The sequence below is a fragment of the Amycolatopsis sp. CFH S0740 genome, assembly GCF_004522315.1.
In the GTDB taxonomy this organism is placed as follows: domain Bacteria; phylum Actinomycetota; class Actinomycetes; order Mycobacteriales; family Pseudonocardiaceae; genus Amycolatopsis; species Amycolatopsis nivea.
On the sequence record NZ_SDLS01000013.1, the window covers coordinates 30,726 to 52,363 of the forward strand.

The 21,638-nt window shown below is 69.1% G+C and carries 21 protein-coding genes; 8 read left to right on the forward strand and 13 right to left on the reverse strand.

Annotated features, from left to right (window positions below; translation table 11 throughout):
• Nucleotides 1-319: 319 nt before the first annotated feature.
• From EIZ45_RS22190 to EIZ45_RS22200, 3 genes are read right to left on the reverse strand one after another with little or no spacing between them, the layout of a single operon-like run.
• The gene (locus EIZ45_RS22190; protein ID WP_134663058.1) at nt 320-1,747 is read right to left on the reverse strand and encodes an LCP family protein; all 1,428 of its coding nucleotides are present in this window, start codon (nt 1,745-1,747) and stop codon (nt 320-322) included.
• 56 nt (nt 1,748-1,803) lie between these two features.
• Nucleotides 1,804-2,547: an SDR family NAD(P)-dependent oxidoreductase gene (locus EIZ45_RS22195; RefSeq protein WP_043837271.1), complete on the reverse strand. Its 744-nt coding sequence runs from the start codon at nt 2,545-2,547 to the stop codon at nt 1,804-1,806.
• On the reverse strand, nt 2,544-2,966 hold the full coding sequence (locus EIZ45_RS22200; protein ID WP_037813822.1) for a VOC family protein: 423 nt from the start codon (nt 2,964-2,966) through the stop codon (nt 2,544-2,546). The genes EIZ45_RS22195 and EIZ45_RS22200 overlap by 4 nt, the downstream gene beginning before the upstream one ends.
• A gap of 72 nt (nt 2,967-3,038) precedes the next feature.
• Here EIZ45_RS22200 and EIZ45_RS22205 point away from each other — a divergent pair, with 72 nt between their 5' ends.
• Nucleotides 3,039-3,707 (forward strand): GntR family transcriptional regulator, encoded by a 669-nt coding sequence (locus tag EIZ45_RS22205; protein ID WP_037813824.1) that lies wholly within the window; start codon nt 3,039-3,041, stop codon nt 3,705-3,707.
• A 163-nt stretch (nt 3,708-3,870) separates the two neighbouring features.
• Complete coding sequence (locus EIZ45_RS22210; protein WP_134663059.1) at nt 3,871-4,200, forward strand: hypothetical protein; 330 nt, start codon at nt 3,871-3,873, stop codon at nt 4,198-4,200.
• Here the strand turns inward: EIZ45_RS22210 and EIZ45_RS22215 are convergent.
• The 4 genes from EIZ45_RS22215 to EIZ45_RS22225 form a co-directional block, all read right to left on the reverse strand.
• Nucleotides 4,175-5,425, reverse strand: coding sequence for an MFS transporter (locus tag EIZ45_RS22215; RefSeq protein WP_134663060.1), 1,251 nt, complete (start codon nt 5,423-5,425; stop codon nt 4,175-4,177). The genes EIZ45_RS22210 and EIZ45_RS22215 overlap by 26 nt on opposite strands.
• Nucleotides 5,422-5,964: a transcriptional regulator gene (locus EIZ45_RS22220; RefSeq protein ID WP_037813829.1), complete on the reverse strand. Its 543-nt coding sequence runs from the start codon at nt 5,962-5,964 to the stop codon at nt 5,422-5,424. The genes EIZ45_RS22215 and EIZ45_RS22220 overlap by 4 nt, the downstream gene beginning before the upstream one ends.
• A gap of 70 nt (nt 5,965-6,034) precedes the next feature.
• On the reverse strand, nt 6,035-6,166 hold the full coding sequence (locus EIZ45_RS47385) for a hypothetical protein (RefSeq protein ID WP_255443335.1): 132 nt from the start codon (nt 6,164-6,166) through the stop codon (nt 6,035-6,037).
• Nucleotides 6,166-7,518: an OFA family MFS transporter gene (locus EIZ45_RS22225; RefSeq protein ID WP_134663062.1), complete on the reverse strand. Its 1,353-nt coding sequence runs from the start codon at nt 7,516-7,518 to the stop codon at nt 6,166-6,168. The genes EIZ45_RS47385 and EIZ45_RS22225 overlap by 1 nt, the downstream gene beginning before the upstream one ends.
• A gap of 153 nt (nt 7,519-7,671) precedes the next feature.
• Here EIZ45_RS22225 and fdhD point away from each other — a divergent pair, with 153 nt between their 5' ends.
• Nucleotides 7,672-8,496, forward strand: a complete 825-nt coding sequence (gene fdhD / locus EIZ45_RS22230; protein WP_037813836.1) for a formate dehydrogenase accessory sulfurtransferase FdhD — start codon at nt 7,672-7,674, stop codon at nt 8,494-8,496.
• Here fdhD and EIZ45_RS22235 read toward each other — a convergent pair whose 3' ends face one another.
• Nucleotides 8,497-9,810, reverse strand: a complete 1,314-nt coding sequence (locus EIZ45_RS22235; RefSeq protein ID WP_134663063.1) for a carotenoid oxygenase family protein — start codon at nt 9,808-9,810, stop codon at nt 8,497-8,499.
• 65 nt (nt 9,811-9,875) lie between these two features.
• Here EIZ45_RS22235 and EIZ45_RS22240 point away from each other — a divergent pair, with 65 nt between their 5' ends.
• Together EIZ45_RS22240 and EIZ45_RS22245 are read left to right on the forward strand one after the other, a co-directional pair.
• Nucleotides 9,876-10,526, forward strand: a complete 651-nt coding sequence (locus tag EIZ45_RS22240) for a TetR/AcrR family transcriptional regulator (protein ID WP_037813846.1) — start codon at nt 9,876-9,878, stop codon at nt 10,524-10,526.
• A gap of 48 nt (nt 10,527-10,574) precedes the next feature.
• On the forward strand, nt 10,575-11,504 hold the full coding sequence (locus EIZ45_RS22245) for an alpha/beta hydrolase family protein (RefSeq protein WP_134663064.1): 930 nt from the start codon (nt 10,575-10,577) through the stop codon (nt 11,502-11,504).
• A gap of 360 nt (nt 11,505-11,864) precedes the next feature.
• Here EIZ45_RS22245 and EIZ45_RS22255 read toward each other — a convergent pair whose 3' ends face one another.
• The 5 genes from EIZ45_RS22255 to tig form a co-directional block, all read right to left on the reverse strand.
• Nucleotides 11,865-12,260 (reverse strand): hypothetical protein, encoded by a 396-nt coding sequence (locus EIZ45_RS22255; RefSeq protein ID WP_235147034.1) that lies wholly within the window; start codon nt 12,258-12,260, stop codon nt 11,865-11,867.
• Between the two features lie 70 nt (nt 12,261-12,330).
• On the reverse strand, nt 12,331-13,626 hold the full coding sequence (gene clpX, locus EIZ45_RS22260; protein WP_037813853.1) for an ATP-dependent Clp protease ATP-binding subunit ClpX: 1,296 nt from the start codon (nt 13,624-13,626) through the stop codon (nt 12,331-12,333).
• Between the two features lie 222 nt (nt 13,627-13,848).
• Nucleotides 13,849-14,502 (reverse strand): ATP-dependent Clp protease proteolytic subunit, encoded by a 654-nt coding sequence (locus tag EIZ45_RS22265; protein ID WP_009081146.1) that lies wholly within the window; start codon nt 14,500-14,502, stop codon nt 13,849-13,851.
• A 28-nt stretch (nt 14,503-14,530) separates the two neighbouring features.
• The gene (locus tag EIZ45_RS22270; protein ID WP_037813861.1) at nt 14,531-15,136 is read right to left on the reverse strand and encodes a ClpP family protease; all 606 of its coding nucleotides are present in this window, start codon (nt 15,134-15,136) and stop codon (nt 14,531-14,533) included.
• A gap of 143 nt (nt 15,137-15,279) precedes the next feature.
• A complete protein-coding gene (gene tig / locus EIZ45_RS22275; protein ID WP_037813864.1) occupies nt 15,280-16,662 on the reverse strand; it encodes a trigger factor in 1,383 nt (460 codons plus the stop codon).
• A gap of 163 nt (nt 16,663-16,825) precedes the next feature.
• Between tig and EIZ45_RS22280 the strand changes: the two genes are divergently transcribed.
• The 3 genes from EIZ45_RS22280 (at nt 16,826) to EIZ45_RS22295 (ending at nt 21,564) form a co-directional block, all read left to right on the forward strand.
• Nucleotides 16,826-17,674: a fructosamine kinase family protein gene (locus EIZ45_RS22280; protein ID WP_134663065.1), complete on the forward strand. Its 849-nt coding sequence runs from the start codon at nt 16,826-16,828 to the stop codon at nt 17,672-17,674.
• Between the two features lie 515 nt (nt 17,675-18,189).
• Nucleotides 18,190-19,710, forward strand: a complete 1,521-nt coding sequence (locus EIZ45_RS22290) for a cell wall metabolism sensor histidine kinase WalK (protein WP_134663066.1) — start codon at nt 18,190-18,192, stop codon at nt 19,708-19,710.
• A 39-nt stretch (nt 19,711-19,749) separates the two neighbouring features.
• Nucleotides 19,750-21,564, forward strand: coding sequence for a glycosyltransferase family 39 protein (locus EIZ45_RS22295; protein WP_134663067.1), 1,815 nt, complete (start codon nt 19,750-19,752; stop codon nt 21,562-21,564).
• Nucleotides 21,565-21,638: the final 74 nt, after the last annotated feature.

A 21,638-nucleotide genomic window follows, 5' to 3' on the forward strand; every position in this document is an offset into this window, starting at 1 on the left:
TGAGCGGCGATCCCGGTCAGCACCGCGATCGCCGCTCACGACGCACGGCGCGCCCCGCTTCCGCGCGGTCGCGGATCCGACGGATCGCCGGTGTGCAGCGGCGGGCTTCCCGAGGCGAATGCGTTGCTGCCGCTCGATTCCGTGATGGAAAGCCTGGCCTCGAAGGCCGTGGCGATCCGGCTGGAACCGCACCACCACGCGCGACCTCCGCCGACGCGACCGTCGGTGTCTCCCCGAAGCGAGCGCGGTGGCACCACCTGACTCCGCGATCTCGTGCGTGGCGATGCCGATTAGAACCGGCATCGCCACGCACGAGGCGTCAGTCGATGCAGTTGTCACCGTCTGACGTGACGGGCGGCGGCTGGTCGCTTTTCACCGGCACACCAGCCGCGGATCCGCCGTCCGACACCCCCGGTCCTGAGTAGACCTTCCCGAGCACCACCTGGATGTGCCCTGCCGGAACGTCCGCTGATTCCTTTGTGGACAGTCCGCCCAGCTCTTTCGCCACCTCCGCGCCCTCGGCGGCGAGCGCGGCCGGGTAGCGCACGATCGACGTCCGCTGCGACGGGGCGTTGCCCGCGGCGGTCGCGGCGAATCCCTTGCCCTTCAACACATCCGCGACGCGTGCTGCCAGGCCGGAGGATCCGCCGGCGTTGGAGATCTCCACCGCTGCCTTCGGTGCGGCGGGCGGCGCGGACGACGACGGGGCGGCGCCGACCAGCCCGGCCGCAAACGCTTTCACCTGCGCCGGGTCCACCTGCACCGCGGTCGCCGTGGGATGGGACTTGTCGTAGCGGTAGTCCGGGTTCACCACCGGGACCGTCGTGAACTGGATGCCGCCGCCGGACACCCCGCGCATTTTGCTGACGAAGTCCAGGATGTCCCAGGACTGGTCCAGCACCACCGAGTTCTTCACCGCGTCGATGAGGTCGCTCAGCTTGCCCGGGTCGGCGAGCGTCCCGGCCGAGAGCACCTGGTGCGCCATCGCGGCGAGGAACACCTGCTGCCGCCGCATCCGGCCGAAGTCGGTGCCGGGCAGGTTGTCGCGCTGCCGCACGAAGGCGAGCGCGGCGCCGCCGGACAGCCGCTGTTTGCCTGCCGGGAAGTCCGCGCCCGAGTTCTCGTCCTTGGTGGCGTGCTTCAAGCACACCTCGACCCCGCCGACGGCCTTGCTGATCTCGGAGAAACTCAGCAGGTTGACCTCGGCGTAGTGGTCGATGGTGACGCCGGTGAGGTCCTCGACCGCCTGCCGCGTCGCCTTGCGCGCCGCGGTCATCGACTCCTGCTCGATCTTGTCCTTGTCCGTCTCGCCCGCCGCGCGCAGTTTCGCGGCCTCGGCGGCCTTGCCCCGGCCGAACGCGGCGTTGATCTTGCCCTTCCCGCCGGGCATCGAGACGTACGAGTCGCGCGGGATGGAGAACGCCTTGACCTCCTGCTGCCCGTCCGGGATCCGCAGCACGATCAACGTGTCGGTGAGGTCGTCGCCGTTCGCGCCGGCGCGCAGTTCTTCCAGCACGCTCTTCGGCAGCATCTGCCCGTCCGGGCCTTTGCGCGAGTCCCGGCCGACCATCAGGATGTCCAGCGCGCCGTCGGCGTGCTTCTGCCCCTCGTCCACCGATCCGCCGCCGCCGATGACGTCGCTGCGGGTGATGTCGTCGAGCGCGCTCAGGGTCGAGAACCCGTAAGCCGTGCCGGCGAACACCACCGTCGACAGCGCCCCGGCGATAACTTTTCCTGCGATCCGCACGCCCCTCTGGACGTCTGGCCGCCCCGAAATGCTGCATTCGTGACGCAGCTCACAACTCAGCGCAGGTGCGACGCTCCGTTCATGTCGAGGATCGAACCGGACGCCCACGGCGTCTCCGACGAGGCCAGGAACACCACCGCTTCGGCGATCTCCTCCGGTTCGGCGACCCGGCCGAACGGGCTCTGCTCGCGCACCTCGTCGGTGACCCGGTCCGCGACGCGCTCGGTCGCGGTGAAGCCCGGAGCCACCGAGGTGACCGAAATCCCGTGCGGCGCCAGCTGGACCGCCAGCGACTGGCCGAACGCATGCAGCGCGGCTTTGCTCGCCCCGTACGGCAGGTATTCGGGCTCGCCGCGGAACGCCCCGCGCGATCCGATGTTCACGATCCGGCCGGGCACGCCGCGGGCGATGAGGTGGCGTGCGACGTGGAAAGACACGTTGGCCGCGCCGTAGAGGTTGACGTCGAGCGTGCGCTGCCACGCGTCCTGCCAGTCCGCATAGGACATTTCAGCGATCGGCGTGCGGGTGGCCGGGGTGGTGCCGACCGCGGCGTTGTTGACCAGCACGTCGACCCCGCCGAGCTGTTCCTCGGCCACGTCGGCGATCCACTGCGCGGCGTCGGGGTTGCCGAGGTCGCCGGACACGAGGACGTGCCCGGAACCGGGCAGCGCCTCGAGCGTTTCGCGCGCGGCCTCCCGGTTGGATCCACAGTGGACAGCGACCCGGTCGCCCCGGGTGGCGAAGGCGACGGCGATGGCGCGGCCGATCCCGCGCGAGGCTCCGGTGACGAGGACGTTCATTTCGCGAACAACTGCGTCTCGTCGCGGAAAGCCTTGAACTCCAGCGCGTTCCCGGCCGGATCGTGCAGGAACATCGTCCACTGCTCCCCCGGTTCCCCGGCGAACCGCTGGTACGGCTCGATCACGAACTCGGTGCCCGCCGCGCGCAGCCGTCCGGCCAGGTCGTGGAACGTGTCGACGTCGAGCACCAGCCCGAAGTGCGGCACCGGCACGTCGTGCCCGTCGACCGGATTGCGGCCCGCTTCCGCGCGAGCGCCCGGGACCACGTGCGTGACGACCTGGTGGCCGTGGAAGTTCCAGTCGACCCACGCGTCCGCCGAGCGGCCCTCGGCCAGCCCGAGCACGCCGCCGTAGAACTCGCGGGCTTTCGGCAGATCGTCGACCGGTATGGCCAGGTGGAAGGCGGGACGGACGGCCATGAGGCACTCCTTCGGCGCGGGGATCGGTCTCTCCACGTTGACTGGCGGATGTTCGAATGTCAACATTAGGACGTGGAAGTCACCCCCCTGAGGAAGGCGGCGCGCCGCGGGCTCGCCGACGAGGCTGCCGACCGGGTGCGCGAAGCGATCTTCGCCGGCCATTTCCGGCCTGGCGCGCCGTTGCGCGAGGTCGAACTGGCCGCGTCGCTGGACATCAGCCGCGGTTCAGTCCGCGAGGGCATCTCCCAGCTCGCCCGGGAGGGCCTGGTCCGGTGCGGCTGGCATCGCCCGACCACGGTGGTCGACGTGACCGCCGAGGACGTCACCGAGGTCTATTCGGTCCGCGCCGCCCTCGACCGGCTGGCCGCCGTCACCGCGCGCGCCAACGCGACCGAGACGGATCTCGCCGCCTTGGACGCGCTGGTCGCCGACCTGGCGAAGGCGGTGCGGATCAAGGCCCCCGGACCGCAGTTGCTGGCACTGGACATTGCGTTCCACGACCGCGTGTACGCCGCCGCGGGCAACGGCCGCCTCACCGAGGCCTGGCACGCGGTGCGGTCGCAGGTGTTTCTGTTTCAGCTGCAACGGGTTTCGCTCGGCCATGAGCATTACCGGGCCCGGGTGGTCGCCGAGCATCGCGAACTGGCGGAACTGATTCGCAGCGGCGACCGGGAGCGGTTGGCCCAAGTGGCCGAGGCGCACGTCCATTCAGCCCAGGAAAGCCTGCTCGCCGGACTGTGACCCGCCAGCCTGGTTCGGGGCGCGGCGGGCGGCAGGCCCGAGGAACACGCGGAACGCCGGGTGCGGGTCATCGTCTCGGCGCTCGCCCTGAGATATCCGGCCTCCCCGCGTTTCTCCCCCGGACCACCCCGGAATCTCCACAACTCCCGGGCAGGCTGGGCCGGTGGACCTCACCAGCAGTCCGAACCGGACCAGCCAAGCCGTTCTCGGTGCGCTGCACGCCGTCTTCGCGCTCGTGGCCGCGGTCGCCGCGCTCAGCCTGTGCCTCGCGGCGGCCTTCACCGAATCCCCGCTCAACGTGGTGTACATCATCGGCGTCTTCTGCCGCCTGTACGGGATCTTCGTCTTCCCGCTCGCCGCCGCGACCGGGGCGGTCGCGAACCGTTACGTTCCCCGGCCGTACGCCAGCGTCGTCATCTGGACCACCATGCCGGTGGCCGCGGTGCTCTTCCCGCAGATCACCCTGCTCACGGGATGGCCGTCGCTGGAGTAGCTTTCGCCCGCGCGAGCGCCTCTTCGATCTTCTTGTTGCTCGTCATGCTCATCGTCACCAAAGTCATCGACACGAGCACCCCCGCCGCCGCCACGTAAGGCACTCGCACTCCGGCCGTCGCGGCGAGCCAGCCGCCCAGTGCGGCGCCCGCCGGTGCGGCCGAAGCCGAGACCAGGCGCGAAGCCGCGGCGACCCGGCCCATCAGCCGTGCGGGCACCACGACCTGGCGCAGCGAACCGCCGAGCACCATGGTCGTCGCCATCGCGCAGCCGCACAGCGCGAACATCGCCCCGGCGAGCCACGGGTCCCGGGCGAGGCCGAAGACCAGGACCGCGCCGCCCTCGATCACCGCGGTGACGGTGAGCGCGGTGCCGGTGCCCAGCCATTTCTCCAGCGGCCCGGCGAGCACCATCGCGCCCACCAGTCCTCCGGCGGCTTCCACCGCGAGCAGGAAGCCGTAGCCAGCCGAGTCCAGTCCCAGCGCGTCCTTCGCGAACACCACCAGGACCGCCCCGAACGCGCCGAAGGCCAGGTTTCCCACCGCGGGCCGCAAAGCGAGGCCGAGCAGCAGCCGATCCTTGACTACGTAAGCGAAACCCTCCTTCGAGTCCGCCCACACCGACCGGCCCGGCGTGCGCTCCGGCACCGGTGCCGGCGGCAGCGTCCGGATCAGCACCGCGCTGGCCACGTACGTCAGCGCGTTCACCGCGAACGGCAGCGTTCTCCCTACGGTGAAAAGGAAACTCCCGACCGGCGGCCCGGCGAACTGCCCGGCCGCGGTGGACGCTCCGCGCAGATAGCCGTTGGCGCGGCGAAGCAAGGTCTGGTCCCGCGCCAGCAAATCCGGCAGGTACGCCTGCGCGGCGGTGTCGAAGAACAGCGTGCCGGTGCCGAGCAGGAACGCGACCACGAACAGGACCGGAATGCTGAGCCAGCCGAACGCGCCGGCGGTCACCGTCGCCGCCAGCAACACTGCTCGGGCCAGGTCCGCGAGCCACATCGTGCGCCGCCGGTCCCAGCGGTCGACCAGCGCGCCGGCGAACAGCCCGGCCACCGGATACGGGGCGAGCACCGCCACCGTCACCAGGCTGACCACCAGCGGATCGCTGTCCAGCAGCAGCGCCAGCAGGGGCAACGCCGCGGTATACGCGCCGTCGCCAAGGGAACTGACCGTCGCGGCGGTCCACAAGCGACTGAACGCGGGAGGCATTTTCGTCTTGGTCATCGGGCCGCTCCGGGGCCCGGGCGGAAGAACGCGACCGCGACGGTGGCGGCGGCCTCGTCGGCGTCGCGCGCGTCCCGCAGCTCGTCGAGCAGCCCGGCCAGCCTGCGCTCGAACTCCTCGAACTGCGTCTCGCTGATCCGCGTGTGCTGCAGCCGGACGAACCGGTGCGAGCCCTCGGGCGCGGTCGAGAGGTCGTCGAGCGCGTGCTGCAGCAGCACGTCCCGCTGGCCCGCCGCGGGTTCGGGCAGCTCGATGCTCTTGCCGACGTGCGCGTAGTAGCGCTCCAGCACGCCGCGCACCTTCCGCGTGCGCACCACGTGCACGATCCCGGCCCGTTCCAGCACCCGCATGTGGTAGCTGGAACTGCCTTTCGCGATCCCCAGCTGGTCGGCGACCTGCGTGATCGTCGCGGGCCCGTCGCGCAGCACCGCGAGCACACGGTGCCGCACGACATTGCTCACGGCGCGCAGCTGGTCGGTCGTTTCGACATGGACAGTGTCGTGCGGCGGGACGTAGCCCGCTTGGTCATCCCCAGTCACGGGGCTAATGGTCAACGACTCTTGACCATTTGTCCAGAGCTTATTTCCGGGCAGTGCCGGTCAGCGGGACTCAGCCGCCGAACAGCCCGACCACCTTCCGGATCAGCTCGACCACGCCGTAGCCGAACGGGGCGAGCACCCACAGCCACGCGATCACCAGCAGAACGGTCCGGCCGCTGGAACGGCCCTCGGCACTCGTCATCACGCCTCGCTCCCCACCGCGGTCTGCCCGGCCGGTTCGTGGAACTTCTCCTTCACCGGGCGCACGCATTCGTTCGCGACGAACCCGACCACCAGCAGGCCGATCATGATCCAGAACGACAGCTGGTAGAGGTCCGGCCCGGTCTTGCCCGCCGCCTTCTGGCTGTCCGCGATCCCGTCCACGATGAGCGGCCCGAGCACGCCCGCCGCCGACCACGCGGTCAGCAGCCTGCCGTGGATCGCGCCGACCTGGTAGGTGCCGAACAGGTCCTTGAGGTACGCCGGGAGCGTCGAGAACCCGCCGCCGTAGAAGGACAGGATCAGCATCGCGCACAGCACGAACACGAGCTTCGACCCGTTCGTGGTCAACGCGATCACGAGGTACAGCAGCGCGCCGACGCCGAGGTAGAACCGGTAGATGTTCTTGCGCCCCACCAGATCCGAGGCGGACGACCAAACGAACCGGCCCAGCATGTTGGTCAGCGAGAGCAGCGCGACGAACCCGGCGGCGGACGCGGCGCCGACCGGCGCGGAGGTGCCCTTGAAGAAGTCGGTGATCATCGGCGCGGCCTTCTCCAGGATGCCGATGCCCGCGGTCACGTTGAGGCACAACACAATCCAGAGAAGCCAGAATTGCGGCGTCTTCAGCGCGTTCGCCGCCGAGACGTTCGCCGTGGAGATCATCGGCTTTTCCGCGGCCTGCTTCACCGCGCCCGCCGGACGCCAGTCGTCGGCCGGGACGCGGACGATCAGCACGCCCATCGTCATGAACACCGCGTACACGATCCCGTGGATCAGGAACGCCGTCGCGATGTCGCCGGTCGTGGGCGCGGTGCCGAGCATCGCCGACGACCACGGCGACGCGATCAGCGCGCCGCCGCCGAAGCCCATGATCGCGATCCCGGTGGCCATGCCCGGCCGGTCCGGAAACCACTTGATCAGCGTCGACACCGGGGAGATGTAGCCGATGCCGAGGCCGATCCCGCCGACCCCGCCGTAGCCGGCCACCACGAGCCAGAACTGCCCGGTCGCGACGCCGAGGGCAGCGAGCAGGAACCCGGCGGAAAAACAGACCGTGGCGACGGTCATGGCCCAGCGCGGACCGTTTTTCTCCACCAGGGTGCCGCCGAACGCGGCGGACAGCCCCAGCATCACGATGCCGAGCTGGAACGGCAGCCCGGACTGCGTGCCGGACAGTCCGAGGGTCTTCTCCAGCGGCGTCTTGAAGACGCTCCACGCGTAGGCTTGGCCGATCGACAGGTGGATGGACAGCGCAGCGGGCGGCACGAGCCAGCGGGTCCAGCCGGGCGGTGCGACGATGCGGGAACGGGCAAGGAAGCCGGGGACAGCCATCGGCGGTCTCCTCCCAACAGTGACGAGGTGCTGGGAATGGTTTACCAGATCCTCGGCGTTGCGCCGGATGACTGTCGAATGACTTGAGAATGTCTTGTCGATGACAACAAAATTCGACGCCGAAGACGACAACCGGGACGAGTGGAGCAGGCGATGGGCAGAGTGACGGTGCGACGGCCGGTACGGCGGATCTCCGCGGCCGGCGAACGGCGCAGGCCGGACTCGCTGGCCGCCGAAGAACCGCTTGAGCTGCGGGTCGGCGGCAAGGCGCTGGCGGTGACAATGCGCACGCCCGGCCACGACGTCGAACTCGCGCACGGCTTCCTGCTCTCGGAGGGCGTGCTGGGGTCCCGTGAGGACGTGGCCGTGGCGCGCTACTGCGACGGCGTCGACGACCAGGGCCGCAATACCTACAACGTGCTCGACATCGCACTCGCCGAAGGAGTAGCTCCGCCGGACACCGGCGTCGAGCGGAACTTCTACACCACCTCGTCGTGCGGCGTCTGCGGCAAGGCCGCGCTCGACGCGGTGAAGCTGCGCAGCCGGTTCTCCCCCGGCGCGTCGGAGTTCGCGGTGAAGACCGACGTGCTCTCGCAGATGCCGGATCGGTTGCGGGAGAAGCAAAAGGTGTTCTCGTCCACCGGCGGCCTGCACGCCGCCGGACTGTTCACTTCGGACGGTGAGCTCGTCGTCGTGCGCGAGGACGTCGGACGGCACAACGCGGTGGACAAGGTGCTCGGCTGGGCCCTGCAGGCGGGCCGGATCCCGGCACCCGATCTGGGGCTGCTGGTCTCCGGCCGCGCCTCGTTCGAGCTCGTGCAGAAGGCCGCGATGGCGGGCATCGGGCTGCTCGCCGCGGTGTCCGCGCCGTCGTCGCTCGCGGTCGAACTGGCCGAGGAGAACGGCATGACGCTCATCGGTTTCCTGCGCGGCGACAGCATGAACCTCTACACCGGGGACCAGCGGCTGCTCACCTGATCACGCTTCGGCGGGCACCCAGTTGCCGTGGAAGCCGTGCGGGACGCGGTCCGGCAGGTGGACCGCGGCGACGGTTTCGAGGGTGCCCGCGTCGAGCAGGACGAGATCGCTGCGCGCCTCGGCCGCGTCGTACACGTAGCCCATGAGCACGCCTTCGTCCTCGCCCGCGTCCACACTGGACGGAACGAACACGAACTCCCCCGGTTCGCGGCCGGGACCGAAGCGGTGTGCATCGACCGAACCCTTGCGCAGGTCGTGTTTGTACACCGCGCCGACGCTGCGCGACCGGTCGTCGAGCGCCGTCGCGTACCCGTACCGGTGCGGCAATCCGACGAGACGTTCGTCCACCCGCGGGAACTCCTGGCCGTGGTCGTCGATCCGTTCCTCGACGACCTTCCCGAGCGTGAGGTCGACGGTCCATCGGTCGAGCGTCGGCTCGCCCTCGGCAGGGCCGTGCAGCGCGCGGTCGAACATCTTCGGGTGCCGGACCACGTCGAGCACGATCCGGTCGTCCTCGTCGTAGGCGTTGAGCGGATGGAAGACGTAGCACTGGCCGACGTCGAACCAGCGGACGTCGCCGTTGTCCCCCTCGCGCGGCATCACGCCGATGCGCGCCGGGTAGTCCGGATTCCACCGGTACGGCAAGGAACTCACGCCGCGGCCGGTGCGCGCGGTCAGCGGGTCGGGCACGTCGACCGGCACCGGGGCCTGGTCCGGATCGAAGGTGACCGGCAGGTCGTAGAACACGACATACCGTTCGGTGAGCGAGAAATCGTGCATCATCGGCGCCCCGGTGACCTCGATGTCGACCGTCCGCCGCGCCCGTCCGTCGGTGCCGACCACCGAATACTGCACCCGATTCCCGAGCCCGAATTGGTACGAGACGGCGTGCAGCTCACCCGTTCGCGGGTCGCGCTTCGGGTGTGCGGTGTACCCGGAGAGGGTGCCGCCGAAGTCGCAGACGCCCAGGGTGTCCAGCTCCTCGCTGAGCTCCCACTGCGGCAGCCCGCCCTCGACCAGCGCGATCGTGCGCCCGGCGTGCCCGATGACGTTGGTGTTGGCCCCGCCCTCGTCGGTGCCGACGCGGCGGCTGCGGTACCACTCGGCCCGGCCGTCGCGAAGGCGTACGCCGTGCACCATGCCGCGGCCGAGGAACCAGTGGTGCGTTTCGGGATCCGGGTCGGCCGGGTTCGGCCCGTTCCGCAGGTAGCGGCCGTCGAGGTAGTCGGGCAGCTGCCCGGTGACCGTCAGCCGGGTGCTCGTGTACTCGCGCTCGACCGGCGCGAAGTTGCCTTCGAGGAAGTGATTCGTCATGACCCGCTCCGTCCATAACGTGGTTATGGACACCGGTATAACAGGGTTATGGAATACTGGCAAGCATGAGCGAGCGGACTCGGGGCGAACACGCGCGGACGCAACTGGTCGAGGCGGCGATCCGGCTGCTGGCCGACGGCGGCGCGGAAGCACTGCAGGCCCGCAAGCTGGCGGCCGAGATCGGCGCGTCCACAATGGCCGTCTACACGCACTTCGGCGGAATGTCCGCGCTCATCGAAGCCGTTGCGCGGGAAGGGTTCCGGCGGCTGATCGCGAACATGGCGACGGTCGAGCGCACCGACGACCCGGTCGCCGATCTGTACCAGCTGGCACTCGCCTACCGCCGCACCGCGGTCGAGCACCCGGAGCTGTTCGCGCTCATGTTCCGCGAGGCGGGCGCGCACGGACAGCCGGTCGGCGAGCTGATGAAGGCCAAGGAGGACAGCGAGGCGGCGTCGTCATTCCGCGGCATGGTCGCCGCAGTCGGCCGCACTATCGACTCCGGACGGCTTCAAGGCGACCCGCTCACCGTCGCCGCACAGGTGTGGAGCGCGGTGCACGGTTATGTCACCCTCGAGTTGCTGGGCCACTTCGGCCGGGGCGACCGCGGGGTGACCGAGGTGCTCGCGCCACTCTGCGTGACGCTGGTCGTCGGGCTCGGAGACCGCCCTGCCGCCGCCCGGGCGTCCGTGGGGCTGGTCACAACAACCGAGTGAAGATCTTCCGAAGGCAACGTTTCGTCCCTTCCTCACGTCTTACGCTATATGGGTGAGGGGGATCGGGTGACCGAGGAGACTGAGGGCCGAAGGCGGGTGAGCCGCCGGTCCATGCTGATCGCGGGCGCTTCAGGCCTCGGCATCGCCGGGCTCGCGGTGGGGAGCGCGACCGGCGTCGTGCCGTTCAACCAGGCCATGCAGCGGGCGCTAGGCGTCACGTCGTCGACACCGGTGACGCAGTTGGGCAGCATGCGGGTGGAGCGCGTGTATTCGCACGCCCGCGGCCGGGAAGTGGACCTCGTTTTCCTGCTGCCGAGCAAGAAGCCGCCGGCCGGACTGCCGATGTCGCTGATGCTGCACGGCCTGCACGGTTCCGCCCGCTCCGCTGCGCCGAGCGGGCTGCTGAAGCAGTTGGGCAGCGACGTCGCCCGCAAAGCCGTGCCGGCGTACGGCTTCGTCGCGGTCGACGGCGGAGACAACTACTGGCACCAAGTCCGCCCGGGCGACGACCCGATGGCGATGCTGCTGGAAGAAGTCCCGCAGTGGCTGCGCGCCCGCGGCTTCGGCGGCACGGACGGCCAGCCGTTCGCGTGCGCCGGAGTGTCGATGGGCGGCTTCGGAGCGCTCCTGTACGCCCGCCGCCGAGCCGAACGCCGCCAACCGCCCGCCGCGGTCGCCGCGATCGCTCCGGCACTGATCACGTCGTGGCCGGAAATGGCGAAACGCCGCATTTTCACCGGACTGAACGACTGGACGTCGCTGGATCCGCTGCGCCACCAGTCAGCGTTGCAGGGCATCCCGACGGCAGTTTACTGCGGCACGGAGGATCCGTTCATCATCGGAGTGCGGCGGTATATCGCGGAAACGCACCCGACGATCGGGTATACGGCGCACGGGAAGCACAGCGACACGTTCTTCCGCACGACGGTGCCGAGCATGGTGGGTTTCTTGGGGAAGCATCTGCGACAGAAGGCGTGATCCTTCTCAGCGGAGAATCCCCAGTTCGAGGAACAGTTCCGGCGACACTGGCCCGTACGCGACGTTCAGCGTGTCCAGCCGGTAGTGCCACTCCCCCGCGGCAGACACCGAACAAGCGGTAATTCACCTGCCACCGCAGCCATTCCCCGCAGGCCAGGTGGTGCGCCGGAGGGCGACGCCAGCGACGAGGATTCCCCGTGCGGCCTTGTTTCCAGCTTCACCCGCAGGCGATCGGGGCCGCGTTGCGGCGAGCCGCCTCCGTACCGCCGCGGGATTTCTTCGTCCACGAGGTGCACACCCACTGCACGACCGCATCCACCGCGTCATCCTCCACTGCGGAGGACGCCTACCGCGAGGGAATTACGAGACCCAGCGGGCCACGACGGACATCACCCAGAACCCCACCATCGCCGCCAGCGCCATCAGCAGCGACCACCGCAGCTGTTGTGCCCGGGTCTCCGACGAGCGCAGGCGGCGCAGGAACAGCCACGACACCGCGAACAGCGGGATCGGCAGCAGCGGCAGCGCCGACAGCCGGGTGCCGACCGCCACCAGGCAGACCAGCGTGAACAGTGCGAGCATGATCTCGGACGCGCGGATCAGCCACGGGAAGCGCGTCAGCACGGACGCGGCGACCCGTTCGCTCAGCTCGACAATGCCGACCGGAGCGGCGGAAGGCTCGGTCTCGGCGGGTACCGCTTCGCCGGGGTCGGCAGTGTCGTCCCCCCGGGGTGCGGTCAGCGGCACGGTTGTCATCCTGTCCATTATCGCGCCCGCCGCCGACACCCGGACAGCCGACTCCTGCTAACGCCCGGCGGCCGCCGGGTCAGGCCGACTTCTCGCCGCGCTCGCTGCGGGTGCGGCGCGACGGCTGGCGAGCCACGATCGTGGGGTTGACGTTCTCCCGCACGGTCTGCTCGGTGATCACGACCTTCGCCACGTCCTCGCGGCTCGGGATGTCGTACATGACCGGCTGGAGGACTTCCTCCATGATCGCGCGCAGGCCGCGGGCGCCGGTGCCGCGGAGCACGGCCTGGTCGGCGATCGCCTCGAGCGCGGTCTTGGTGAACTCCAGCTCGACGTTGTCCATCTCGAAGAGCTTCTTGTACTGCTTCACCAGCGCGTTGCGCGGCTGCGTCAGGATCGAGACGAGCGATTCCTTGTCCAGGTGGTTCACCGTCGCCACGACCGGGAGCCGGCCGATGAACTCCGGGATCAGCCCGAACTTGATCAGGTCCTCCGGCATGGTGTCGGAGAACACGTCGCTGCCCTCGATCTCGGCCTTGGTGCGGATCTCCGCGCCGAACCCGAGGCCGCGCTTGCCGACCCGCTCGTTGATGATCTTTTCCAGCCCGGCGAACGCGCCCGCGACGATGAACAGCACGTTCGTGGTGTCGATCTGGATGAATTCCTGGTGCGGGTGCTTGCGCCCGCCCTGCGGCGGCACCGACGCGGTGGTGCCCTCGAGGATCTTCAGCAGCGCCTGCTGCACGCCCTCGCCGGACACGTCGCGGGTGATCGACGGGTTCTCGCTCTTGCGGGCGATCTTGTCGACCTCGTCGATGTAGATGATGCCGGTCTCGGCGCGCTTGACGTCGTAGTCGGCCGCCTGGATCAGCTTCAGCAGGATGTTCTCGACGTCCTCGCCGACGTAGCCCGCCTCGGTGAGCGCGGTGGCGTCGGCGATCGCGAACGGCACGTTCAGCAGCTTCGCCAGCGTCTGCGCGAGGTAGGTCTTGCCGCAGCCGGTGGGGCCGAGCATCAGGATGTTCGACTTGGCGAGCTCGACCGGCTCGTCCTTGGAGTCCTTCGGCCCGGACTTGTCGTCGGCCTGGATCCGCTTGTAGTGGTTGTACACCGCGACCGCGAGCGTCTTCTTCGCGTCGTCCTGGCCGATGATGTACTGCTCGAGGAACTCGTGGATGTCGGCGGGCTTCGGCAGCTCGTCGAGCTTCACGTCGCCGGCTTCGGCCAGCTCCTCTTCGATGATCTCGTTGCAGAGGTCGATGCACTCATCGCAGATGTAGACCCCTGGCCCGGCAATGAGCTTCTTCACCTGCTTCTGGCTCTTGCCGCAGAAAGAACACTTCAGCAGGTCGCCGCCGTCACCGATCCGTGCCATGGCCGTTGACCTCGTCCCCTCCGGTGCGCGGGGCGCACCTGCACTACTTCCTGGCGGCCCCGGGACTGCCAGGCGTTCCCGGGACCAACACGCATTGCCATCGACGGTACCCGTCCGAAGGCGCGGTCGGGAACACCCGACCCCTTCGGGCTCGTCGACGACCGACAGTAGACCAGCGGACCGGTGCGCGTCGCGGATTCGCCGCGCACCGGCCCGTCGCGGTCAGTTCGCCGAGGCCTTCCGGTACGGGAGCACCTCGTCGATCAGGCCGTAGGCCTTGGCCTCTTCGGCGGTGAGGATCTTGTCCCGCTCGATGTCGGCCTTGATCTCGTCCGGTTCCTTGTTCGTGTGCTTCGCCAGGATGACCTCCATCTGGCGGCGCACGCGCTGGATCTCGTTGGCCTGGATCTCCAGGTCCGAGACCTGCCCGTAGGTGCCCTCGGTGGCGGGCTGGTGGATCAGCACGCGCGCGTTCGGCAGCGCCATGCGCTTGCCCGGCGTGCCCGCCGCCAGCAGCACCGCGGCGGCCGAGGCGGCCTGGCCGAGGCACACGGTCGAGATGTCCGGGCGGATGTACTGCATGGTGTCGTAGATCGCCATCAGCGACGTGAACGACCCGCCCGGGCTGTTGATGTAGATGCTGATGTCGCGGTCCGGGTCCTCGTGCTCGAGGTGCAGCAGCTGGGCCATCACGTCGTTGGCCGACGCGTCGTCCACCTGCACGCCGAGGAAGATCGTCCGCTCCTCGTACAGCTTGTTGTACGGGTTGGACTCCTTCACGCCGTAGCTGGTGCGCTCGACGTAGGACGGAAGGATGTACCGCGACTGAGGAGTCTGCGGAGCCCGGAAGTCACCCGGGAGCCGGAAGTTGCTCATGATGCTCTCCTGTGTGGTGCTTCGGGGCTCAGTTGCTCGAGGTCAGGCCGCTGTCGCGGGTCAGCACGTGGTCGACGAAGCCGTAGTCCTTCGCCTCCTGCGCGGTGAACCAGCGGTCGCGGTCGCCGTCCTTGATGATCTGCTCGGTGGTCTGGCCGGTCTGCTCGGCGGTGATCTTCGCGAGCTCCTGCTTCCACTTGTTGAACAGGTCCGCCTGGATCGCGATGTCGGAGGCGGTGCCGCCGACGCCCGCGGACGGCTGGTGCATCAGGATGCGCGCGTGCGGGAGCGCGTAGCGCTTGCCGGGGGTGCCCGAGGAGAGCAGGAACTGCCCCATCGAGGCCGCCATGCCCATCGCGTAGGTCGCCACGTCCGGGCGGATCAGCTGCATGGTGTCGTAGATCGCGAACCCGGCGGTCACCGAGCCGCCCGGCGAGTTGATGTAGAACCGGATGTCCGATTCGGCGTCGTCCGCGTCGAGCAGCAGGAGCTGCGCGGTGAGCCGGTTGGCGACCTCGTCGTTGACCTCGGAGCCGAGAACGACGATGCGCTCCTGGAGCAACCGCTCGAACACCGAGTCGGTGAGGTTGAGCCCCGCGGTGCCGGTCCGCCCCTCGGGCATGTGCTGCTTCACGTCTGCCTGCCTTTTCACCGGCGGCGGGCCGGCCGGAGGGCCGCGCCGCCGCTGTCGTGTTCAGATGCTTGAGATCTTGCAACCGACCCTAACGAACTTGGGCGGTGCAGAATGCCTGACACCGCCCAAGTTCGCTTACAGCTTTACTCCGCGGGGGTCGCCGCCGCTTCTTCGGTGACCTGCGTCTCCTCGGCGGGGGCTTCCTCGTCCGCGCCGAACAGCTCGCTCAGGTCGACCTCGGACCCGGACGCGTCCTTCACCGTGGTGCCGCGCACGACGGAGGCGAGAGCCTTGCCGCGGCGGACGTCGGCGTAGATCGCGGTCAGCTGGCCGGACTGCTGGGCCCGCTGCACGTACTCGTCCGGGCTGACGCCGAAGCGCTGCGCCTGGTAGATGATCCGCTCGGTGAGCTCGCCGTCGTTGACCGACGTCTTCTCCTTGTCGGCGATGGTGTCCAGCAGCAGCTGCGTGCGGACGGCCTTCTCCGACTCCTCCTTGACCTCGGCGTTGAACTCGTCGAGGGTGCGGCCCTCGGCCTCGAGGGCCTTGGCGAACTGCGCCTCGTCGTGGTCGAACGGGTGAATCGCGTCGTGCTTGCGGTTCTCGATCTCGGCCTCGACGACCTTCTCCGGCAGCGGCACGTCGGTGCGCTCGAGGAGGATCTCGAGGACCTTGTCGCGCGCCTGGACGCCCTGCTGCATCGTCTTGACGCGGCCGAGCCGGGTGCGCAGGTCCTCGCGCAGCTCGTCGATCGTGTCGAACTCGCTCGCCAGCTGGGCGAACTCGTCGTCGGCCTCGGGCAGCTCGCGCTCCTTGACCGACTGCACGGTGACGGTGACCTCGGCGTCCTGGCCGGCGAACTCGCCCGCGACCAGCTTGGTGGTGAACACCTTGGTCTCGCCCGCGTTCGCGCCGACGATGGCCTCGTCGATGCCGTCCACGAGCTGGCCGGAGCCGATCTCGTAGGACAGGCCGGTGGTGGAGGCCTCTTCGACGGCCTTGCCGTCGACGCTGGCCGACAGGTCGATCGACACGAAGTCGCCGGTCTGGGCCGGGCGCTCGACGCCGGTCAGGGTGCCGAAGCGGGCGCGCAGCTCGTCGAGCTGCTCGGCGACCTCTTCGTCGGTGGTCTCGACGTCGTCGACGCTGATCTCGAGGCCGGCGAGGTCGGGCAGCTCGATCTCCGGCCGCACGTCGACCTCGGCGCTGAACTCCAGCACCTCGCGGTCCTCGAGCTTGGTCACCTCGAACTCGGGCTGGCCGAGCGTCCGGACCTCGCCCGCGCGGACGGCCTCGATGTACTTGGCCGGAATGGCCTCGTTGACGACCTCGTCGAGCACCGGCGCGCGGCCGATCCGGCTTTCCAGGACGCGAGCGGGGACCTTGCCGGGACGGAAACCGGGGACCCGCACCTGCTGGGCGATCTTCCGGTACGCGGCGTCGAAGTTCGGCTTGAGCTCGTCGAACGGCACCTCGACATTGATCTTCACTCGCGTCGGGCTGAGCTGCTCGACGGTGCTCTTCAAGGTCTTCTCCTCGAGCGGTAAACGATGGGGGCGGACAGTCCCTCGGGACCGCCCCGGTCACCTGCTGACCGGGATATCCGAGTCTAGGCCAGAGGGTTGACAAGACCGGCCGCGGGTCACCTGCCGCTCAGCGCGCTCCGATCCGCGCCCGTAGCGTCGGGACGTGGTTTCCGGTCAGCAGAACGAAGGTCCGGCCGCAGCGGCGGCGCGGCTCACCGGTTTGAACACGGACTCGCACGACGCCTCAGGCACCCTCAGTGAGATCACCCTGACCGACGGCGCCCACCGCGTCGAAGCGGTAGTGAAACGCGGCCACGCCCCCGGCGCGACCCGAGCCGAAGCAGCCGGACTCCGCTGGCTCGCCGAAGCGGACGCGGTCCGGATCCCCCGGGTTCATGGCGCGGACGACACGTGGCTGGTGCTGGACCGAGTGGCGGAGAGCACGCCGTCACACGCGGAGGAGTTCGGCCGCAACCTCGCGCGCCTGCACGCAGCCGGAGCCCCAGCCTTCGGCGCCCCGCCCCCAGACGGCTTGACCGACGCCTGGATCGGCATCGCGCCGATGCGCAACTCACCAGGCGATTCGTGGCCGGAATGGTACGCGGAATACCGAATCCTCCCGTACGTCCGAATGGCCGCCGAGATCCTTGATACGAACGTCTTCGAACGAGCCTGCACCCGAATCCCGGCAGTAGCTGGCCCACCAGAACCCCCGTCCCGCCTGCACGGGGACCTATGGAGCGGCAATGTCCTCTGGGACGCACACGGAGCAGTACTAATCGACCCAGCCGCACACGGCGGCCACCGGGAGACCGATCTAGCGATGCTGCACCTGTTCGGCTGCCCACAGTTAGAGCGAATCGTGGCCGCCTACAACGAGTTCGCACCCTTGGCCGACGGTTATCGAGAACGAATCGCCCTGCACCAGCTCTTCCCGCTCCTGGTGCACACAGTCCTGTTCGGACGCTCCTATGCCGACCAAGCAACAGCCGCCGCCCGCTCCCTGGGCTGACCTCCGGACTCCGCCGTCCGTGAGGGGCTCCTTCACGGACCCAGATTCCCTCAAGGAGCCCTTCACGGACCGCCCCGCCCCCGCAGCCGATGCACCCAATGCGGCATTGGGTGCATGGGACGCACCCAATGTGGCGTTCGGTGCGTCTGACGCACCCAATGTGGCGTTCGGTGCGTCTGACGCACCCAATGTGGCGTTCGGTGCGTCTGACGCACCCAATGTGGCATTGGGGCGCTAGCCCCGCCCCACCCAAACCGCACCGGCGCACCCAACGAGCGAGGCACCCACACCTCCCCCGCACCCCGATACGAAGCTCATCTGCGGTTCGGGGGTGCTTGTCAAGGCATCTTTCCCGCCTTGACAAGCACCCCCGAACCGTCAGCACAATCAAGCTTCGGGGTGCCCCACGCAACCAAGATCGGGCGCAATGTCGCCGCCAGGCGACGAGCCGCCCCCACAGCCCACTCACAGCGAGCACACATCGCCCCCACACCGACGAACCGCACCCTCAAGCCATGACCCCCCGCGCAAGGTTCGCCGCCGCCCACCCGGCCCGGCAATCCCTGCGCACAAAACTGACCGTCTCCGTAGTAATCCTCCTCTCCCTCGTCTGCCTCACCATCGGCGTGATCAGCGAATTCGCCCTCCGCGCCTTCCTCATGACCCAAACCGACACCCAGCTCTCCGCAGCCACCGCCCGAGCCCTGGACTTCGCCACCCACCCCGGCCCGCCCGGCGGCGAACGCAACCCCCTCGACGCCCCCGGCCAAGGCGCAGGCACCGTCACCGCGCACTTCTCCCCGGACGGCACCAACGGCACCGGCGGCTGGCTCTCCCCCCACGGCCAACGCCTGACCCTCACCCCAGACGAACTAACAGCCCTGCAAGACCTCCCCACCAACGGCCGCCCCTACACCCGCACCATCGGCTCCCTGGGCGACTACCGCCTCACCGCGTTCCCAGTCCCCGACGGCGTAGTCATCACCGGCGTCCCCCTGGCCGCGATGCAGCAAACCCTCCTGACCGTCGGCCTGATCCTCTTCGGCGTAGCCGCCGCCGGAGTAACCGGCGCAGCATTCCTCGGCGCCTTCGCCGTCCGCCGAACCCTCCGCCCGCTGGAGCGCGTCGCGGAAACCGCCTCCCGAGTCTCCGAACTACCCCTCGACCGTGGCGACGTCGACCTGTCCGTCCGAGTCCCCGCCGAAGACACCGACCCCCGCACCGAAGTCGGCCAGGTCGGCGCGGCGCTGAACCACATGCTCGGCCACATCTCCTCCGCCCTCGAAGCCCGGCACGCCAGCGAACTGCGCGTCCGCCGGTTCGTCGCCGACGCAAGTCACGAACTGCGCACGCCGCTCGCCGCGATCCGCGGGTACGCCGAACTCGCCGGACGGTCCGGCAGCCACGCCCCGCCGAACGTCGCGCATTCGATGACCCGGATCGAGTCCGAAGCCGACCGCATGACGGCGCTCGTCGAAGACCTCCTCCTGCTCGCCCGCCTGGACGCGGGCCGCCCGCTGGACGTCGCCGAAGTCGACCTGACCCGCTTGGTCGCGGACGCGGTCGGCGACGCGCACGTGGCCGGTCCGCACCACGTCTGGCAGCTTGCGATGCCGGACGAACCGATCCTCGTCCTTGGCGATGTCCAACGGCTGCACCAGGTTTTGGCGAACCTGCTCGCGAACGCCCGCGTCCACACGCCGCCCGGCACCACGGTCGTCACCGCTCTCACGAGATCCGCGGACGGCAGCGCCATAGTGACCGTGACCGACAATGGCCCGGGCATCCCGCCGGAGTTGCAGCCGGCGGTGTTCGAACGCTTCGCGCGCGGGGATTCGTCACGGTCGCGGGCAGCCGGTTCGACCGGATTGGGCTTGGCGATCGCGTCCGCAGTGCTGACCGCGCACCACGGCACCATCGCGATGCGGAGCCGCCCCGGCCAGACGGAATTCGCCGTGCGGCTGCCGATCGCGGTTCCGGCTCAGCGCACACCGCCCGTGGATGACCGCAAGTCCCACAGCGGGCACACAGGGTAGGCACATCCCGGCCCCAGGTCGTCCCGCGAGGCTGGCCGCATGACCGCAGTCGCGACCCATTCCGCCGTTCCCGCCGCACCGGTACAGCGCTCCGAACCGAGGTGGGTGCGCCCGTCCCTCGTGCTGCTGCTCGTCGCCACGGCCGCGCTGTATCTGTGGGATCTCAGCGCTTCCGGCTGGGCCAACGCGTTCTACTCCGCCGCCGCGCAAGCCGGATCGCAGAGTTGGAAGGCGTTGTTCTTCGGCTCCACCGACGCGGCCAACGGCATCACTGTGGACAAGACGCCAGCCGCGCTCTGGGTCATGAGCCTGTCCGCACGGCTGTTCGGCGTGAACGCGTGGAGCATCCTGGTGCCGCAAGCGTTAATGGGTGTCGGCTCCACGTGGCTGCTGTACGCGACTGTGCGGCGTACTTCCGGCGCGGCTGCGGGATTGCTCGCTGGCGCAGTACTCACCGTCACCCCGGCTGCGGCGCTGATTTTCCGCTTCAACAACCCAGACGCATTGCTGGTGCTATTGCTGATCGCCGCTGCTTACTGCACGGTGCGGGCAATCGAGAAGGCCAGCCCTCGATGGCTGGTTTTCGCTGGCGTGGCAATCGGATTCGGCTTCCTCGCCAAGATGCTGCAAGCTTTCCTCGTCCTGCCCGCCTTCGCCCTCGCGTACCTCGTCGCCGCACCGATCACCCTCGGCAAGCGTCTGCTGCATCTGCTCGCCGGACTGGGCTCGGTCGTGGTTTCGGCAGGCTGGTATCTCGCGGTCGTGGCGTTGTGGCCAGCCGCGGACCGGCCGTACATCGGCGGGTCGCAGAACAACAGCCTGCTCGAACTCACCTTGGGCTACAATGGTTTCGGCCGCATCACCGGCGACGAGACCGGCAGTGTCGGCGGAAGTCCGGGCGGCGGTTGGGGCAGCACCGGGCTGTTCCGGTTGTTCGGCAGCGAGATGGCGGGTGGTATCGCGTGGCTGCTGCCCGCCGCGGTGCTCGGACTCGGCGCTGGTCTCTGGTTCACCCGTTACGCGCCGCGCACCGACCGCAGTCGCGCTTCGCTGGTGCTCTGGGGCGGTTGGCTCATCGTGACCGCCGCGGTGTTCAGCTTCATGGGCGGGATCATCCACCCCTACTACACCGTCGCACTCGCCCCGGCGATCGCCGCGCTCGTCGGGACCGCCGCCGTCCAGTTGTGGCGGATCCGCGGCAATCCGGCCGCAGTCGGGCTTTTGAGCGGCGGAATCGCACTGACGACGGTAACGAGTTATCTGCTGTTGGACGGCTCTTGGCAACCGTGGCTTGCCGCGACCGTGCTCGTTCTCGGGCTTTTGGCGGCTATCGCCCTGTTTTTCGTTCAGCACTTCGGCCGGATCGCCGCGGTGCTGGGATTGGTCGTGCTGCTCACCGGAACCGGCGCGTACTGCCTCGCCACCGCGGCGACTCCGCACAGCGGCGCGATTCCGTCCGCCGGACCGAATACCCGGCAAATGTTCGGCGGTGGCGGCGGACTCCTCGGCACCACCCTGCCCGGCGCGAATCTGACGGCACTGCTGCGGCAGTCCGGCGACCACCGGTGGGCCGCGGCGACCGTCGGGTCCAACAACGCCGCCGGATACCAGCTCGGCAGCGGCGAACCTGTGCTCGCGGTGGGCGGATTCAACGGCACCGACCCGTATCCGACGCTCGCGCAGTTCGAGCAGTACGTCCGGCAAGGCCAGATCCGCTACTTCCTCGGCGACGGCATGACGATGCGCGGGTCCGGCAGCGGAAGCGACGCGGCCGCCCGGATCGTCCAGTGGGTGGCCGAGAACTACCGGATGACCACAGTGGACGGTGTCAGCGTCTATGACCTGACTGCCTGATTCCGTGCCGTGCGGCCAAGATCACCCGAGCGGGCGTACGTCGCACAGCGCAGGCACAGGAACACCACAACGTG

Coding starts and splice junctions, on each gene's coding strand:
- EIZ45_RS22195 (WP_043837271.1), bottom strand. CDS start 2,547: ATGAACGTCCTCGTCACCGGAGCCTCGCGCGGGATCGGCCGCGCCATC.
- EIZ45_RS22200 (WP_037813822.1), bottom strand. CDS start 2,966: ATGGCCGTCCGTCCCGCCTTCCACCTGGCCATACCGGTCGACGATCTG.
- EIZ45_RS22215 (WP_134663060.1), bottom strand. CDS start 5,425: ATGACCAAGACGAAAATGCCTCCCGCGTTCAGTCGCTTGTGGACCGCC.
- EIZ45_RS47385 (WP_255443335.1), bottom strand. CDS start 6,166: ATGACGAGTGCCGAGGGCCGTTCCAGCGGCCGGACCGTTCTGCTGGTG.
- EIZ45_RS22225 (WP_134663062.1), bottom strand. CDS start 7,518: ATGGCTGTCCCCGGCTTCCTTGCCCGTTCCCGCATCGTCGCACCGCCC.
- fdhD (WP_037813836.1), top strand. CDS start 7,672: ATGGGCAGAGTGACGGTGCGACGGCCGGTACGGCGGATCTCCGCGGCC.
- EIZ45_RS22235 (WP_134663063.1), bottom strand. CDS start 9,810: ATGACGAATCACTTCCTCGAAGGCAACTTCGCGCCGGTCGAGCGCGAG.
- EIZ45_RS22240 (WP_037813846.1), top strand. CDS start 9,876: ATGAGCGAGCGGACTCGGGGCGAACACGCGCGGACGCAACTGGTCGAG.
- EIZ45_RS22245 (WP_134663064.1), top strand. CDS start 10,575: ATGGGTGAGGGGGATCGGGTGACCGAGGAGACTGAGGGCCGAAGGCGG.
- EIZ45_RS22255 (WP_235147034.1), bottom strand. CDS start 12,260: ATGACAACCGTGCCGCTGACCGCACCCCGGGGGGACGACACTGCCGAC.
- clpX (WP_037813853.1), bottom strand. CDS start 13,626: ATGGCACGGATCGGTGACGGCGGCGACCTGCTGAAGTGTTCTTTCTGC.
- EIZ45_RS22265 (WP_009081146.1), bottom strand. CDS start 14,502: ATGAGCAACTTCCGGCTCCCGGGTGACTTCCGGGCTCCGCAGACTCCT.
- EIZ45_RS22290 (WP_134663066.1), top strand. CDS start 18,190: ATGACCCCCCGCGCAAGGTTCGCCGCCGCCCACCCGGCCCGGCAATCC.
- EIZ45_RS22295 (WP_134663067.1), top strand. CDS start 19,750: ATGACCGCAGTCGCGACCCATTCCGCCGTTCCCGCCGCACCGGTACAG.